Here is a 15,992-nt window from a genome sequence, read left to right on the forward strand (position 1 = left end):
TGCGGGGTCACACAGAGGTCGTCTGCGGCTTCCCGGAGGCCGTCCGGCCACCGGTCCGGCCGCGGGTGAGCAGGGTGTCCCGGGTTTCCCGCATGGTCAGGTAGACGATGAGCGACACAGCGGCACAAGCCGAGACATACCAGTAGTAACCGGACTCCATCCCGCTCTTCTTGAACCACAGCGCCACATACTCCGCGGTGCCGCCGAACAGCGCGTTGGCCAGCGCGTACGGCAGAGCCACCCCGAGCGCCCGGACATGGGTGGGGAACAGCTCGGCCTTCACCACCGCGTTGATGGAGGTGTAGCCGGTGACGATGACCAGCGCCGCCAGGGACAGCAGCAGCGCACCGGCGAAGGTGTCGGTATGCGACAGCGCGGTCATCAGCGGAACGGTGCCGAGCATCGAACCGATACCGAAACTGATCAGCAGCGGTCGTCGGCCGATCCGGTCGGAGAGCGCCCCGGCCACCGGCTGAAGCAACATAAACAGGAACAGGGCACAGAAGCTCACCAGCGAGGCATCCGACTTGCTCAGCCCGGCCGTGTTCGACAGGTACTTGGTGAGATAGGTCGTATAGGTGTAGTACGCGACCGTGCCGCCCATGGTCAGCGCGATCACCAGCGCCGCTTCCTTGCGGTGGCGCAGCAGCTCACGGACGGTTCCGCGGTCGGCGCCGCGGTGGCCGTCCTCCTCGGCGTACGCCTCGGTCTCCAGCAGATTGCGCCGCAGCCAGAAGACCACGGCCGCGGCCACCGCGCCGACGATGAACGGGATGCGCCAGCCCCAGGAGTGCAGGGCGTCCTCGGACATGGTGCGCTGGAGCACGATCTGGAGGCCGAGGCCGATCAGCTGCCCCGCAGTCATCGACACGTACTGGAAGCTGGAGACGAAGCCCCGGCGGCCGGGCTGGGACGCCTCGGTCAGATAGGTGGCGCTGGCCGCGTACTCACCGCCGACCGACAACCCTTGCAGCAGCCGGGCCACCAGCAGTACCCCCGCGCCGAAGTACCCGACCTGGTCGTAGGTGGGCGCGATGGCGATGAGCAGGGCGCTGGCCGACATCAGGGTCACGGTGAGGGTCAGCGCGGCCTTGCGTCCGCGCCGGTCGGCGAACCGGCCCAGCAGCCAGCCGCCGACGGGGCGCATGAAGAAGCCGACGGCGAAGATACCGGCGGTGTTGAGCAGTTGCGCGGTCTCATTGCCTTTGGGGAAGAAGGCACTGGCGAAGTAGGTGGCGAAACTGGCGTAGACGAACCAGTCGAACCACTCGACGAGATTTCCGATCGAACCGCCGAGTACGGCCCGCCACGGTGTGCGGGCGTGCTGCCGGGGAGTGTGGTCGGTCACGTGGCCTCCTGGTGAGCGGTGTCCGGCGGGCCCCGGGGAGGGCGACGCCACCGCTCGTAGCGTCGGCAGTGGAGGCCACGGCGTACAGCTCCGGCACCGAGAGCTAACGTGCGGTTAACACAGCGGGTCTCCTCGCCGGTGCTCCTCGCCGGGTGTCTCGGCCCGCTCGGTCCGCTCGGCCGAGGGTCTCAATCGGTGCTCCAGCGCTGTGCGTTGTCGGCGTCGAGTGGGGCGAAGGAGAGGAAACCGGCCGCCTTGCCGCTGGGGACGACGGCGTGGTCGGAGGCGAGCTGGGGGCGCAGCCGTCCCCGCTCGTCGAAGAAGAACAGCAGATCCAGGGTGCGGGTGCAGCTCCGGAGGCCGACGCCCTTGCTGATCCGGCCCCGGGTGTCCAGGCAGTAGCCGGGGTTGGCGCGGTTGCGCAGCAGCCCGTCCGGGTCGAGCCGCCACTGCTGGGACTCGGCGTCGGAGCGGCAGTCCCCGGTGATGACGTCGGCACCGTTGAAGAACGCTCCCTGGACGTCCAGACACTGCCCCGTCGCCGCGTTGGTCACGGCCATGAAGGGGCCGGTCGAGGTGGCCGAGGGAGATGCGGTGGGGGTCTCGGACGGGGAGGGCGACGCCGACGGCGTACCGCTCGGGCTCGCCGACGGGGAGGGGGACGGAGAGCGGGTCGGGGGCGGCGGGGTCGGGGGCGCGGTGGGGTCGGCCCGCACCGGTCCGGAGTCCCCGTTGTCACCGGCGGTGGCCATCCCGGTGATCACCGCCGCCAGGACCACACCGCCGCACAGGATCAGCGAGGCGGTGCGGGCGAACGGACGCTGGAACACCAGCCGGGCCGACCCGGACCGTGCGGCCCCCGTGGTGCTCGTGGCCAACGGGACCAGCGCGGTGGCCGCGGGTGCCGGGGGCGGGGGAGGGTAGCGGTCGCCCGCCCACCCGAGCAGGGCGGCGGCCACCAGCGGACGGGGCCGCCGCCCCAGCTCTCTCAGGCCCGTGAGCACCGCGGCGCAACGGGAACACTCCGTGAGATGGCTGGGGAGCTCCTTGGCGTGCGCGGTGTCCGTACCCCGGGCGGCCACCTCCAGGATCCGTCCGAAGCCCCGGCACTCCTCGTCGGCGTCCCGCTCCAGATAGGTACGCAGACACAGTTCGCGATAGGTCTCCCGGGCCCGGTTGGCCAGCCGCGGGATGTCCGCGGACCGTCGGCCGGTGTACCGCGCCACCGTGCTGTCGGAGTCGCCCTCGACCAGCGTGTGCCACCACAGGGTCCGGGTGACCGGCGGGAGCGCGGCGAAGGCCCGCACCAGGGGGAGACGGGACGGGTCGCCGTCGCGGCCCTCGTCGAGGTGGGTCGCGTACGCCGTGTCGAGCCGGTCGCGGGAGCCGCCGGTGGCCCAGTCGCGGGCCGCCTCGTGGACCAGGGTCAGCATCCGGTGGCGCCAGGGGGCGTCGGGTTCCTCGGTCCGGAAGATCTGGGTTAACGCCGAGGAGAAGGCGCCCGCGGCGAGCTGGTCGGCCGACCACGCGTCACGGCAGCAGAGCCGGGCGTAGTCCAGCACCCGGGGCAGATGGCGGCGGCGGAGCTCCTGCGCCGCCGGATGGGGCGAGGGCGCACCGGCCCTGATGAACTCGACGAGCCGTGCGTCGGACAACTCGTCGTAGGCGGGGGGTTGTTCAGCAGGGGACAAGGGGGATCACCGGATACATCGATCACGGGCAGGGTAAGCGACCCCATCGTGATCGATCGTCAGGGAGGCCAACAGTGTGTCTGTAGGTAACGCCGGAAATTGCGCGGGATACGACAGGGCCGGACCAGACCATCCCCATCGGTCCGGACCGCCCCGTCCGCCGTCTCAGCCGTGCGGCTGGAGCATCGCCTCACCGCAGTCCGGCAGACTCGGCGGCTCGCCCTGCTGCCCGGCCGGGGACTGACGGGGGATCTGGCGCGAGAGCCGGAGCGGGACATCGGTGGTCCCGGCCGCCCCGGTGGTCCTGATCGCCCCGGTCTCCGCGGCCGTGTCGACAGGCCGGGCCACCCCGGCCGTCCCGATGGCTCCGGCGGGCTTGTCCGCCACCGCCGGGCCCGTCCGCTCGGCTTCCGCCAACTCCCCGGCCACGTCAGCCACGTCAGCCACGTCAGCCGCCTTGGCCACGTCAGCCGCCTTGGCCACGTCGACCGCCACGACCGCACCAGCCGCTTCGGTCCGCTTCGCCTCCGCCTCCGCCCCGTGCACCGTCAGCATCACCAGGCCGGCGCTCGCGACCACGGCCGCCGTCAGGGCCAGCAGGGTGCCCGGAGTGCCGAACCGGAAGTGCTCACCCAGCGCGGCCATTCCCACGACCGTGGCGACCACCGGGTTGACCACGGTCGCCGTCGCCAGCGGTGAGGCCAGCCCGGCGCCGCGGTAGGACGCCTGCGACAGCAGCACCCCGCCCGACGCCAGCAGACCGATCATGGCGAAGCTGGGCAGCGCTTCGCCCAGCGCGTCCCAGTTCCACTCCACCGCCACGTTCTTGGTGAACACCGACGAGATGCCGAAGGCCGTGCCCGCCGCCGTGGCCAGCAGCACACTCCGGACACCGGGCAGCCTGATCAGCCGTGCGGCCCCGGCCAGCAGCGCGATGGCGCCGACCGTCACCACGGTCACCACGATCCGCTCGTGATCGGTCAGCGCCTCCGCCCGCGTCCGACCGGTCAGCGAGAGCAGTCCGGCCAGTCCGGCGGTGGCCAGCACCGCGCCCCGCCACCCCGCCGCGCCCACCCGGCGGCGTACGAACAGCGCCGCCATCGGCAGCGCGAAGACGATGGTGAGGGCGCCCAGCGGCTGCACCACGCTCAACGGCCCGTAGGCCAGGGCGATCACATGGAGGACCGCGCCCGTCCCGTTCAGGGTCACCGCGGCCCACCAGCTCCCGCGCCGCAGCGGCGCGGAGGGGAAACGCGGCGTCGTGGCCGCGACATGCTCCTGGAGTATGGCTCCGGCGGCGTAACACACCGCGGAGGCCAGGGCCAGCAGCACAGACAGCGCGAGGGAGGTCACGTCGTGACCCCCCGGGCTGATCGGTCGTCGTCCATACCCTCCACCTTGGCGGGTGGAGGCGGCTCCCGTCGTCGTCCTTGAGCACAGACTTCCGTGTACTACCTGCGTAGTACGGACCGCCACCAATGGGGGGCCCGGGCGGCAGCGGTACGGGCCCGCTGGAGTAGTTCGTTCTGCGGTTCGGCGGGCCGGTAGACGGTCAGGGCCCCGGGCCGCTTGTCGAGCAACAGCGCCTCGGCGCGGGTGTCGGCCACCTCACCGTCGTAGGCGAGGGAGCCCACTTCGTGCAGACCGGACAGCCGCAGGGTGCGCATCCGGGCCGCCGAGTAGGGGTGGCAGCGGCCCAGGGTGCCGGTGAGCGCGGCGATCAGCACCCGGGTGCGGGCCAGCCGTTGGCCCCCGTCGATCGCCCGGACGTCCAGCAGACCGCCGTCGAGTTGATCCCGGTACGTGGGCGCGAACCCGTCGGGGGCGTAGCCGCCGTTGCCCGCGAACAGCACCCACAGCCGCCGCTTGTGCCCGTTGACCTCGATCTCCATCGGCTCCGCGGTGCGCAGCACCCGGGTGAGCGCGACGGCGGCCGCGGGCCACTTGCCCAGCCGGTCCTGGAGGCTCTCCCGGATCCGCACCAGCTCCGGGTAGAACCCGATGCTGAAGGTGTTGACGAAGTGCTTGGTCTCGCCACCGCCCGCGAGCGGTGTGGCCCGGGCCAGGTCCACGGCCACGGCATCGCCCTCGGTCACCGCATGCGCGGTGTCCTCGAACGCCGGTACGCCCACGTCCAGGGCGAAGTGGTCGAGGGTGCCGCCCGCGAACACCGCGAGCGGCAGTCCGCGCTCGGCGGCGAGGGTGGCCGCCGCGTTGACACTGCCGTCGCCCCCGCAGATGCCCAGCGCCCCGGCGCGGTCGGAGGCCCGCCGCCCGGCCTGCTGGAGCAGGGTCATGAAGTCGTCGTCGGGACCGCACTCCAGGATCTCGGCCGCGGGCAGCAGCACGCGCAGCTGCTCGGCCACGGTGAGCCCGCCCGCCGCGGAGGCGGCGCCCGCCCGTTGGTTGACCAGGAGGACCAGCCCCTCGCCCTTGGGCAGCGCGGGGGCGCTGACCCGGGGGCGGGCCTGCGCCGGGGCCTCGGGGCGCGGTGGCCAGTAGCGGCAGGTGAACAGGGCGGCGCCGACCCCGATCGCGACGCCCGCCAGCACATCGCTGGGGTAGTGCACGCCCACGTACACCCGGGAGGCGGCGACCGCGGCGGCCAGGGGGGCGACCAGGATGCCGTAGCGGGAGGACTCGAGGGCCACTCCGGTGGCGAACGCGGCGGCGGAGGCCGAGTGGCCGGAGGGGAAGGAGCTCGTCCACGGTTGCTTGCGCAGCCGCCGTACCAAGGGGACGCCGTCCAGCACCGGACGCCGCCGGTCCACGGTCCACTTGACGATCATGTTCGAGGCGAGCGACGCCGCGGCGAGCGAACCGACCCCGCGCAGCGCGGCCCGCCGCGCGGTGCGTCCGCCGACCGCCGACAGCACTCCGGCGGTGCCGAACCACAGCCGTCCGTGGTCGGCCGCCCGGCTGAGCCGGGGCAGCGTGGGGTGTGCCCCGCGCAGCCGGCCGGCCGCGACGCGGGCGAACAGTCGGCGGTCGAGTTCAGCGATGTATCTCATGCGTCAATGGGTATCCCGGAACCGACGTCGGCACGCGTGAGGGGATGCGGAGTGTGATCAATCCCGCCGTCGGGCGGGCTCCCGGGTGCGGCCGTCGACGAGGAGACCGACACCGTGTCCGAAGCGGTCCTCGAAGTCGCCGAAGTGCGGGACGGCCACGGCGAGCGCGGGGTAGCGCCCGTCCGCGGCCGCCTGCCGCAGCGACTCCCGGCTGCCGGCGCCGCACCCGGCCTGTTCCTCCTGGACCAGGCCGAGGGTGAAGTACACCAGGGCCCAGGTGCGCCACGCCGCCTCCGCCGGAGCGAGCCCCCCTGACAGGAACGCACCGGTCAGCGCGTCGGCGAAGCGGAGGGTGTGGTCCTCGGTCACATGCGTACCGGCCACCACCCGCGCCCCGTCCCGGCGGGCGAGCAGCGCCGCGCGGTAGCGCCCGGCCAGGGTGCGGGCCCGCTCCTCCCAGGGCTGCGGAAGCGGCTCGTCCGCACAGCCGTCGAGCATCGTGTCGGCCATCAGCTCCAGTAGCCGTGGCTTGCTGGAGGCGTGCCAGTACACGGTGTTGAGCTGGACGCCCAGCCGCTCGGCCACCTTGCGCATCGTGAGCTTGTCCAGCCCCGCCTCGTCGAGCAGCTCCAGCGCCGCCGTCACCACGGTCGTGCGGTCCAGGCCCATCCGCCCCGTCTCCCTCTGCCTCGTATGCCTCGTGCGTTCCGTCGTGCGTCCGTTCGCACATGCCGTGATCGCCGCTTGCGTCTTGATCCGGGATCAAGTCTACTGGGGACGTGCCATTGATCCAGGATCAAGAGCGGTTCTGGAACGCCGGCGCGTCAGCCCCGCGATACGGAAGCGGGCACGGGACCGAAGGAGACGCTGTGGTGGATCACGTCGTGGTGGTGGGAGCCGGGCCGACCGGATTGCTGCTCGCCACCGAATTGCGGCTGGCGGGTGTGCCGGTCACCGTCGTGGAACGCGCGGTCGAGCGCAGCCCGCACTCCAAGGCGCTCACGCTCCATCCGCGCACCCTGGAAGTGCTCGCGCTGCGCGGAATCGCCGACCGGTTCACCGCCGAGGGCACCGCGCTGCCCGTCGGCCACTTCGGCGGGCTGCCCACCCGGCTGGACTTCTCCGTGCTCGACACCCGCTTCCCGTACACCCTGGTCCTCCCTCAGCTGCGGACCGAACAACTGCTGGAGGAGCGGCTGAAGGAGCTGGCCGGTGAGATCCTTTGGGGGCACCGGGTGCTGGGGGTGCGCCAGGACGCGGACGGCGCCGAGGTGGAGGTGGCGGGACCGGACGGGACCGGCACCTTGCGGGCCGCCTGGGTGGTGGGGTGCGACGGCGCGGGGAGCACGGTGCGTTCCTCGGCGGGCATCGACTTCCCCGGAACCCCGGCCACGCTCACCGGCTTCCTCGGCGACGTCGTGCTCGACGCCCCGCCGCGCCCGGACCTCCCGTCGTACGACAACGCCGAGGGCGGCATCATGATCGTCGGGCTGGAGGGCGGCTACCACCGGCTCGTCGGCTCCACCCGGAACGCCTCCGCCGTCCCCGCCTCCCAGCCCCTCACCCTCGAGGAGCTGCGCACCGCCGTGCGCGAGGTGGCGGGCACCGACTTCGGGATGCGCGCACCCCGGTGGCTGTCCCGCTTCGGCAACGCCGCGCGGCAGGCCGCCCGTTACCGCGAGGGGCGGGTGCTGCTCGCGGGGGACGCGGCACATATGCATATGCCGTTCGGTGGGCAGGGGCTCAATGTGGGCGTCCAGGACGCCTTCAACCTCGGATGGAAACTGGCCTCCGTCTGCCACGGCCGCGCCCCCGCCACGCTGTTGGACAGCTACCACGACGAACGGCACCCGGTCGGCGCCGCCCTGCTCGAGAACACCCGGGCGCAGACGGCCATCGGTGCCTCCTACGGCTCGGACATCCGGGCGCTGCGCACGGTCTTCAGCGGGATCCTGGCCGACCACCCGGACGTCAACCGGCGGCTGGCCGGGCAGATCTCCGCGCTGGACGTCGCCTATCCGGACCCGGGCGGCGCACCGCTGGTCGGTGAGCGCGCCCCGGATGTCGGACTGGACGGGGCGCCCGAGCCGAGTCTCCATCCGCTGCTGGCCGACGGGCGCTTCGTCCTGCTCGAGCTGATGGACACCGGGGTAGGGGCGGACGCCGTCGCCGCGGTCACCGGGCTCGCCGGGGGCGGGGACCGGATCCGGAGCGTGACCGCGCGCCCGACCACCGGCCACCGGGGCTGGGACGGACTGGCCACCGTCCTGGTGCGACCGGACGGGCATATCGCCTGGGCGCGCCGCACGGTGGACGCCTGAGGCTCTGAGGGGTCGGTGGCGACGCCCGGTCGCCATGAGCGGTGGTGTACCGCGCCGCTCTCCTGATCTGCCGCTGCTCCCCGGTGCTCTGGTGTTCTGGTGCCGTTCGCCCGGCCGTGGCACCGGCGTGCGGTGCCCGGCCCGGCGGTGTAGCGTCCGCCCGCACCGCCGCCGCGGGTGTTCCGGTGTGTGGTGGACGATGTTGTCGATCTTCGCGGTCAGGGTGGAGGCCGGGCTCCGCGCAGCCTCCACCGCGGGGCCGGCCGGTCTCCGCCGCCCCGGGCCCGCGCCCCCAGGGTCATCACCCGTTCGGCGGTGCGGTCTCCGGACCCCTGGCATCCAGCTCAGCACGACTGGCGCCCCGCGGCCACCGGACGTACGGCCCCGGCGGGGTGTTGTCCATTCTTTGTCCAGTCCGTGGAAATCGACGCGCGGAGCGTTCCCTTGCTGGTTAACCTGGCGACAGATCCGGTTCAGCCGACACAGGGAGTGTGCGGTGACCCCCGAACAGACACAGAGCGACGAGTCGCACGCGGACGACGACGGGCGGTGCGCAGAGCCCTCGGAAGTGGGCAGTCTGGAGGTGTGGGCACGCTCCGCGCCGATCCGCCTCGCCGGTTACGAGGACGATCTGGCCGAGCCGCACATCCTCCAGAGCGTGGACTGAGGGCTCCGCGACTAATTGCTTCAATGTCGAACATTTCGGGCGGCCGTCATTCAGCCGAAATTCGACAAGATCGAAGAGGCTGGCTCCCTCAGGTCACCCCGGACGACAGAAGAGCTCACCTTAGTGGTTTAGACCAATGGCGCCACAGGTCACCGTGGGGTGTCCGATCCTCACTGGTCCCACACATCTGTGAGGTCCGGTGTCGGGCGGTGTGTTCCGGAGCGTCGATAACCGGCCATGGCCGGTCCGTCCGAAGCCGGGCCATACGGTGATACGGCAGTCCATCCCCCCGGACATGCCGCACTATATGGTCTGCGCGGTTTCGGCTTCGGGCGCGCGGTCGGTGAGGACGGAGGTGTCCTCTACCGGCGGTTCGGTACGGCGGTCGGGGAGGGGAGCCCCGACAGCGGCCGGGGAGGGGAGCCCCGGCCGCGGCGAAGCCGCCTCTTGAGGATCACTCATGCACTCCGCGTGAACACCTGCCACGCCGTGGCCTGTTCACGCGTGTCACATACCGGTCGGCGGCCGCGCCCTGCGTGGCTGCCCCTGGGGGGAGTTCACCATGGGCCGGATGTCCCGGCCTGCCGCGGCATGCACCGCGGCGGCCCTGCTGTCGGCGACGGCTCCGCCGAGATGGCCGCCCGTCCGGCCGTCGGCCTGGGCTTGCCCTACCTCGGCGGCACCCGGGTGCGGGGGATGTTCCGGACCTGACGCCACCGCGCCGCGCGTACGACGGAGCCGGTCCGCCACGGCCGCGCCGGGCCCGGGATCCGCAGGATGAACTCCTGGCGGAGATGGGGGAGGTGGTGGCCACCGCCGTCCACCCCGATGAGATCGCCGCCGTCCTGTTGGCCCCGCTGATGGCCTCGGTGCCGCACAGCCTCTTCGGGCTCGGGTGTGCCGTACTCACCACCGTGGCCGCGCTCGGCGAGACGGTGCGCCACGGCGCCGGGGCGGCACTCGCCGGTGCCGCGGTGATCGCGCTGACGCTCAGCATGGGCGCCACCGAACGGCTGCTCCACCGCTGCCGCGGCCATGCCCTCGCCACGCTCGCCCGTGGCACCACCCTCCGCCGTCCGCGGTGGCGGACCGGCCGAGCGCTGTCCACCTGTCCTGCCGTCCGGCGGTGAGATCTCCGTCGGCGACCTGGTCGCCCTGGTCGGCAAGTTGATGGACACCGTCCTGGAGGTCCGCGAGGACATCCAGCGGGTGCGGCCCGCCGACTCCGGGGTGATGCGGCTGGTGTGCGATGCCTCCCGGCTGCGCACCGCCACTGGCTGGACCCCCGCGCACACCCTCGCGGACGGCCTGGAGCGCACCATCGCCTTCTTCCGCGACCCGGCGAACCTCGGCCGCTACAAGACGGACCTCTACCACGTCTGATCCGTCACCTCCGCGTCACCCGTGAGCCACCCCACCGTCACTCCGGAGAGGAACCCACCGTGCACACAGTCATCCCGGCCGGCGGCAAAGGCGTCCGGCTTCGCCCCTACACCACCGCGTCGCCCAAGCCGCTCGTCCCGATCGGTGAACAGCACGCGACTCTGGAGATCGTGATGTGTCAGCTGTCCGCGGCCCGGTTCAGGCCGGACATCGGCCGCCCCGACGACTACGACCGGGTCAACGCCGCGGTCGACGCCCGCCGCGGCATGCTGATCGAGGGAGCGTGAGGGCGGGTGCGCATCCTTGTCCTCGGCGCCACCGGTTTCCTGGGGCGGCACACCACCCGCCACCTGAGTGCACTGCCCGGGGTGCGGCTGCTGGCGGGCGGCCGTGCGCCGGACGCCGATCTGACCGCCGACCTCGCCACCGCCGATCCGGCCCGGCTGGCCGGAGCACTGCGCGACCTCGCCCCGGACGCGGTGGTCAACTGCTCCGGGGCGGTGGGCGGTGACGCGGTACATCTGACCGGCACCAACTCCCGTGGCCCGGCCGTGCTGTGCGAGGCGCTGGCCGAGGCCGTCCCCCGGGTACGCCTGGTGCACTTCGGCTCGGCGGCCGAGTACGGCGCCACCGGTGTCGGCCACACCGTCGACGAGACCACTCCCGCCCGGCCCTTGAGCGTGTACGGGGCCAGCAAACTGGCCGGGACCCTTGCCGTCCTCGACTCCCCGCTGGACGCCGTGGTGCTGCGGGTGTTCAACCCGCTGGGCCCCGGCGCGCCGACCGCGGGACTGCCCGGACGGCTCGCCGCCGAACTGCGCCGGGCCGCGCCCCACGGCCCGGAGGGCACGGTCCGGGTGGGCGATCTCTCCGCCCACCGCGACTTCGTGGATGTGCGCGATGTGGCACGGGCCGCGGGGCTCGCGGCCACCACCCCCGGTGAGCATCCGAGGGTGCTCAACATCGCCAGCGGTACCGCCCGTCCGGTGCGCGCGGTCGCCGAGGGGCTGGTACGGGAGAGCGGCTTCCGCGGGCGGCTCGAGGAGAGCGGCGGCGACTCGGACCGCTCGGCCGCCGTCTCCTGGCAGCAAGCTGACATCGGCGCCGCCGGGCGGGTGATCGGCTGGCAGCCCCGGCACACCTTCGCCGATTCACTGGCCGGACTGTGGGCGGCCAGCGCTGACCAGGTCGGAGTTGCCGCACGGTGACGGCTCCTCAGCGGGGTCCGCCGGTACCGCCGTACGTCCACCCGGCATCCGATCCGCATCCCTGGCCGCGTGCTGCGTGATCCTCGACCTGGCCGACGGACCGGGCCGCCAGGCTGCCCCTGGCAGTCCGCACCCGTCTGCCCCCGACGGACTTGAGGACCCCGGTCAACGGCCCTGACCTGCGGGAGAAGTGAGACCGGCGCGGCCAACTGGCGGTTAAGTCAGCCATTCCCGGGGTGACGGGGTGGACTGGTGCGTCATACGACCGGCATGGCAGGATGCCTCACGCGGCGTTGTCCGCCTTAACCAACCGTGAGTGCGTACCGCCGTGAACAGCCACAATAAGGGGGAGCGGATGGCCGTGGGGGCCAACGGGTCACCGGATGACGCCGGCAGCCGGCTGGCGGACCGGCTCAACTACCTGTTCGCCACCATGCACCCGCCGGGCGCCCCCTACACCAACGCCCATGTCGCCGAGGAGATCAGCGGAAGCGAGGAGTACGGCAAGGCGGCTCTGACCGAGCAGTACCTGTCGATGCTGCGCAACGGAAAACGCACCAACCCCAGCCCGGACCTGCTGCGCGCACTGGCCAAGTTCTTCGCCGTGCCCGTCGGTTATCTGCTCGGCGACCTGTCGGCGTCACAGGCGGAGCGGGTGGAGGAGGAGGTGCGTTTCCTGGTGGCGATGCGCGACAAGCGGGTCCGCAGCATCGCGCTGCGCTCCGTGGGCCTCCCACCGGAGGTCCAGGACAGCCTCACCGCCATCATCTCCCAGTTCCGGCAGCAGATGAACCTTCCGCCGGAACCGGCCGGGTCCGACGGGCCCGCCGAGCCGGACGGCGGGGCACCGCGTGGCCGAGGATGACTGGCGGCCACTGTTCTGCTCCTGGCGACGGACCGGAATCGAGGGTGGTACAGGCATGCGAGTGGGCCGGATACGACGGCGGTGCAAGCAGCTCATCAACGAGCTCGGGCTGCCCGCCTCGACCGATCTGCCGGGTCTGTGCGCGCTCGTGGCGGAGCGGGTCGGACGCCCCGTTCATCTGGTGCCGATGAGCCTGGGTGGTGTGGTCTCGGGGATGACGGCCAGCACCGACGAGGGGTTCTGGGTCTTCTACGAGCTCAGGACCTCCCCCTGGCACCAGATCCACATCGTGCTGCACGAGATCGGCCATCTGCTGCTCGGACATGAGCAGGACCCGGCCGTCACCGAGGACGCGCTGCGCATGTGGACCCCGTCCGTCGACGTCACCACCGCCATGCGGCGCCTCGGTATGACTCCAGGCTTCGCCCGCCACCACTGCTACGACAACCTCACCGAGCGCGAAACCGAGGTCCTGGGCACCCTGCTGATGGAGCGTGTGGTGCCCACCTCGCCCGACCACGGGCTGCCGCTCCAGGGGCGGGCCGCCGAACTGGCCGCCGCCCTCGGCCCGGCACTGCGCCATGTGCGCGGCACCCGCCCGTTCCCGGCCGGTGGCCCGTCCGCCCGGGAAGCCCCCGGCACCGGCGGTGGTGAGGCCCATGTTTGACGTGGTGTATCTCTGCTTCGGCGCCGCCGCGTGGGCACTGGCCGGATACAAGGCCCGCGCCTGGTTCCGCGACCGCGACAACGCCGACCTGGGGCTCGCCTGTGTGATGACCGCGGCCGTGGCCACGGTGTTCCTGCTCTCGGCACCCAGCGTCTACCGCTGGTTCGACCGGCTGGTGGGCGTGGCCAATCTGGCCATGGTCTTCCTCTACTCCTCGGTGGTGGTGTTCGCCACCGGCGCCCTGGTGCTGCTGCTGCGCTGGACGGGGTCGGCGATCCGGCCCCGCTGGGTGGTGGCAGCCGTGGGCATGGTGTGGGCCGTGGCGGTCACGGGCTTCGCCGTCGGCCGTCCGGACGCCGTGGAGCACCCCCGGGACTTCAGTACCGCGTATGCCCACGAACCGGGAGTGGTCCTCTTCCTGGTGCTGTATCTGGCCATCTTCGGCAGCGGACTCGCGGGTCTGGGCGTTCTGTGTCCGCGCTACGCCGCGACCCTGCGCGGCTCCTGGCTCGCCCGGGGGCTGCGGGTGCTGGCCGCCGGGTGCTGGCTCGGCCTGGTGTACTGCGCCTGCAAGCTGATCGGCTTTGTCTTCTCCTGGGCGGACCGGGAGCTGTACTGGCTCTCCAACGGTGTGGCCCCGCTGACCGCTTCGGTCGCCGCCCTCCTCGTCCTGGCCGGATTCGCCATCCCGGCCGGCGGTCCGCGCGCCTCCGCGTGGCGCCGGTTCCGGCGGCTGCGGCCGCTGTGGCGGGAAGTCACCACCCAGGCGCCCGAAGTGGCCATGGGGCAGTCGCGCTGGACCGGCTGGTGGCCCCTGGCCGATCTGGAGTGGCGGGCCAACCGGCAGATGGCGGAGATCCGCGACGTCCAGCGCGGTGTACGGCGCCATGTGGAGGCGAGCGTCCTCGAGATCGCGCGTGTCAAGGCCGAGGCCGCACGGTTGGACGATTGGCAACTTGCTGCCGTAGTGGAAGCCGCGGCCCTCCGACGCGGTTTGCTGAATCAAGCACACGGACACGTACCGGGAGCCGCCGCGGACAGCGTGGTGGTGACGACGGGAACCGAACTGGCCGACGAGCATGAGCACTTGGCCCGGGTCGCGGATGTCTACCGACTTCCGCTGGTGGACGAGGTGCTCGCGGAGCTGGGGGAGGGGGCCGCCGCACAGCGGCGGTGACAGCGGGGGGATCCAAGACGAGGTGGCCCTGGACGGGGGTCGGGGCCACCCGTGGCGCAGGCGGCGCCGGGAAGATTCAGTCCCGGCGCCGCCTCCAGGCCAGCGCCGCGCCGCACACCTCCCCCCACCGACCCCCCACCGGCTCCCCACCGGCCGGGCCGCGGCCGGGACTTCGGCCCGTACCGCACCGCACCAGGCCCGACGGGCACCGTCGGCCCGTACCGCACCGTCACCCCGGCCCTACCGGACCGGAAGATCTAGAGTCGGGAGCCATGACCGCGAACTCCACCCCCCGGGACACCACGGGGCTGCTGACCGATCCCTACGCCACCTACGCCGCCCTCCGGGAGGAGGGCCCGGTCCACCGGATCACCGGACCCGACGGCAGTCCGGCCTGGCTGGTCACCCGCTACGAGGACGTGCGGCGGGCATTCGCCGACCCCCGGCTCTCCCTGGACAAGAGCAACGCGCTCCCCGGCAACTTCCGCGGCTTCTCGCTGCCGCCCGCCCTCGACGCCAACCTCCTCAATATGGACCCGCCGAACCACACCCGGGTCCGCCGTCTGGTGGTGAAGGCGTTCACCGCGGGCCGGGTCGAGGCGATGCGGGGACAGGTGCGGCGGCTGGCGGACGAACTGCTGGACGCCGTGGAGTCCACCGGCCGCGCCGATCTGATCGCGGACTACGCCGGGCCGCTGCCCATCGTGGTGATCTGCGATCTCCTCGGTGTTCCGCAGCGCGACCGCCATGACTTCCGCGCCTGGACGGACACCCTGATCACCCCCGATCCGCACCGTCCGGAACAAGCGAAGGAGGCGATCGGCGGCATGCTGCGCTTCTACACCGGACTGATCGCCGCCAAGCGCGAGGAGCCCGGGGACGATCTGCTCTCCGCTCTGATCGCGGCCCGCGACGACGGCGAGGGCGGCCCGGGTGGAGCGGACCGGCTCAGTGAGGACGAACTGACCTCACTCGCCTTTCTGCTCCTCTTCGCCGGATACGAGAATGTGGTTCATCTCATCGGCAATTCTGTATCCGGGCTGCTCGACCGTCCCGAACTGCTGCGCGCACTGCGCGAGAAACCCGACGGGATCCCGGCCGTGATCGAGGAATTCATCCGTCATGACGGACCGGCCCCGCTCTCGATCCGCCGCTTCCCGCTCGAGGACATCGAGATCGGCGGAGTGACCGTTCCCGCGGGGGAGACGGTGCTGCTCTCCATCGCCTCCGCCAACCGTGACGCCCGCCACTTCGAGGATCCGGATCACTTCAATCCACATGTTGTCCGGTCCGGGCACCTTGCGTTCGGCCACGGCATCCACTACTGCCTGGGTGCGCCCCTGGGCAGGATGGAGGCCGAAGTCGCGCTGGAGGCCCTGTTGAGCCGCTTTCCCGGGCTGCGGCTCGATGTTTCCAAGGAAGAGCTGCGGTGGCGGCCATCGATCCGCACACGTGGCCTGATCTCGCTCCCCCTCGCATGGTGACCGGGAAAGCGAACACGCTTGTGATGCATAACCCGGTCCCGATGCGGTAAAAAGGTCATCGAGCCCGCCCGGTGTGCATCCCCCGTCGCACCGGGCGGGTCTCGGTGAGAAGGGGCGCCACCCGGTGGCGGAGAGCACATAGAGAGCAAGCTCACAGCCGATTCCTCTGC

13 protein-coding genes and 2 pseudogenes are annotated in these 15,992 nt (G+C 72.1%); 10 read left to right on the top strand and 5 right to left on the bottom strand.

What is annotated here, in order from left to right; all coding sequences use genetic code 11:
- Window positions 1-7: 7 nt before the first annotated feature.
- The 5 genes from AB0C66_RS31170 to AB0C66_RS31190 form a co-directional block, all read right to left on the bottom strand.
- The gene (locus tag AB0C66_RS31170) at window positions 8-1,348 is read right to left on the bottom strand and encodes an MFS transporter (protein ID WP_362446111.1); all 1,341 of its coding nucleotides are present in this window, start codon (window positions 1,346-1,348) and stop codon (window positions 8-10) included.
- A 188-nt stretch (window positions 1,349-1,536) separates the two neighbouring features.
- The gene (locus AB0C66_RS31175) at window positions 1,537-3,039 is read right to left on the bottom strand and encodes a ricin-type beta-trefoil lectin domain protein (RefSeq protein WP_362446114.1); all 1,503 of its coding nucleotides are present in this window, start codon (window positions 3,037-3,039) and stop codon (window positions 1,537-1,539) included.
- Between the two features lie 165 nt (window positions 3,040-3,204).
- Window positions 3,205-4,392 (bottom strand): DMT family transporter, encoded by a 1,188-nt coding sequence (locus AB0C66_RS31180; protein WP_362446117.1) that lies wholly within the window; start codon window positions 4,390-4,392, stop codon window positions 3,205-3,207.
- Window positions 4,393-4,490: 98 nt separating this feature from the next.
- The gene (locus AB0C66_RS31185; protein ID WP_362446120.1) at window positions 4,491-6,050 is read right to left on the bottom strand and encodes a phosphatase PAP2 family protein; all 1,560 of its coding nucleotides are present in this window, start codon (window positions 6,048-6,050) and stop codon (window positions 4,491-4,493) included.
- Between the two features lie 57 nt (window positions 6,051-6,107).
- Window positions 6,108-6,719 carry a TetR/AcrR family transcriptional regulator C-terminal domain-containing protein gene (locus AB0C66_RS31190; RefSeq protein ID WP_362446122.1) on the bottom strand — a complete coding sequence of 204 codons (612 nt, stop codon included), beginning with the start codon at window positions 6,717-6,719 and terminating at the stop codon, window positions 6,108-6,110.
- Between the two features lie 200 nt (window positions 6,720-6,919).
- Between AB0C66_RS31190 and AB0C66_RS31195 the strand changes: the two genes are divergently transcribed.
- The 10 genes and pseudogenes from AB0C66_RS31195 (at window position 6,920) to AB0C66_RS31240 (ending at window position 15,822) form a co-directional block, all read left to right on the top strand.
- The gene (locus AB0C66_RS31195; RefSeq protein ID WP_362446125.1) at window positions 6,920-8,371 is read left to right on the top strand and encodes an FAD-dependent monooxygenase; all 1,452 of its coding nucleotides are present in this window, start codon (window positions 6,920-6,922) and stop codon (window positions 8,369-8,371) included.
- A 496-nt stretch (window positions 8,372-8,867) separates the two neighbouring features.
- The gene (locus AB0C66_RS31200; RefSeq protein WP_362446128.1) at window positions 8,868-9,038 is read left to right on the top strand and encodes a hypothetical protein; all 171 of its coding nucleotides are present in this window, start codon (window positions 8,868-8,870) and stop codon (window positions 9,036-9,038) included.
- A gap of 794 nt (window positions 9,039-9,832) precedes the next feature.
- The gene (locus AB0C66_RS31205) at window positions 9,833-10,168 is read left to right on the top strand and encodes a hypothetical protein (protein ID WP_362446131.1); all 336 of its coding nucleotides are present in this window, start codon (window positions 9,833-9,835) and stop codon (window positions 10,166-10,168) included.
- A pseudogene (locus tag AB0C66_RS31210) lies at window positions 10,158-10,421 on the top strand (NAD-dependent dehydratase); the annotation flags it as partial. The gene AB0C66_RS31205 and the pseudogene AB0C66_RS31210, both read left to right, overlap by 11 nt.
- A 59-nt stretch (window positions 10,422-10,480) precedes the next feature.
- A pseudogene (locus AB0C66_RS31215) lies at window positions 10,481-10,621 on the top strand (sugar phosphate nucleotidyltransferase); the annotation flags it as partial.
- Window positions 10,622-10,714: 93 nt separating this feature from the next.
- Complete coding sequence (locus AB0C66_RS31220) at window positions 10,715-11,629, top strand: NAD-dependent epimerase/dehydratase family protein (RefSeq protein ID WP_362446134.1); 915 nt, start codon at window positions 10,715-10,717, stop codon at window positions 11,627-11,629.
- Between the two features lie 355 nt (window positions 11,630-11,984).
- Window positions 11,985-12,494, top strand: a complete 510-nt coding sequence (locus AB0C66_RS31225; protein ID WP_362446231.1) for a helix-turn-helix transcriptional regulator — start codon at window positions 11,985-11,987, stop codon at window positions 12,492-12,494.
- Window positions 12,495-12,549: 55 nt separating this feature from the next.
- Window positions 12,550-13,161, top strand: coding sequence for a hypothetical protein (locus AB0C66_RS31230; RefSeq protein WP_362446137.1), 612 nt, complete (start codon window positions 12,550-12,552; stop codon window positions 13,159-13,161).
- Window positions 13,154-14,338 carry an MAB_1171c family putative transporter gene (locus AB0C66_RS31235; protein ID WP_362446140.1) on the top strand — a complete coding sequence of 395 codons (1,185 nt, stop codon included), beginning with the start codon at window positions 13,154-13,156 and terminating at the stop codon, window positions 14,336-14,338. The genes AB0C66_RS31230 and AB0C66_RS31235 overlap by 8 nt, the downstream gene beginning before the upstream one ends.
- 272 nt (window positions 14,339-14,610) lie before the next feature.
- The gene (locus AB0C66_RS31240; protein WP_362446143.1) at window positions 14,611-15,822 is read left to right on the top strand and encodes a cytochrome P450; all 1,212 of its coding nucleotides are present in this window, start codon (window positions 14,611-14,613) and stop codon (window positions 15,820-15,822) included.
- Window positions 15,823-15,992: the final 170 nt, after the last annotated feature.

Origin of the sequence: Streptomyces sp. NPDC048636 (assembly GCF_040650655.1) — a bacterium.
Taxonomy (GTDB): domain Bacteria; phylum Actinomycetota; class Actinomycetes; order Streptomycetales; family Streptomycetaceae; genus Streptomyces.

Bases quoted from the DNA above. Each gene is read 5' to 3' on its own strand.
- AB0C66_RS31185 (WP_362446120.1), bottom strand. From the start codon at position 6,050: ATGAGATACATCGCTGAACTCGACCGCCGACTGTTCGCCCGCGTCGCG.
- AB0C66_RS31235 (WP_362446140.1), top strand. From the start codon at position 13,154: ATGTTTGACGTGGTGTATCTCTGCTTCGGCGCCGCCGCGTGGGCACTG.
- AB0C66_RS31205 (WP_362446131.1), top strand. From the start codon at position 9,833: ATGGGGGAGGTGGTGGCCACCGCCGTCCACCCCGATGAGATCGCCGCC.
- AB0C66_RS31190 (WP_362446122.1), bottom strand. From the start codon at position 6,719: ATGGGCCTGGACCGCACGACCGTGGTGACGGCGGCGCTGGAGCTGCTC.
- AB0C66_RS31230 (WP_362446137.1), top strand. From the start codon at position 12,550: ATGCGAGTGGGCCGGATACGACGGCGGTGCAAGCAGCTCATCAACGAG.
- AB0C66_RS31240 (WP_362446143.1), top strand. From the start codon at position 14,611: ATGACCGCGAACTCCACCCCCCGGGACACCACGGGGCTGCTGACCGAT.
- AB0C66_RS31225 (WP_362446231.1), top strand. From the start codon at position 11,985: ATGGCCGTGGGGGCCAACGGGTCACCGGATGACGCCGGCAGCCGGCTG.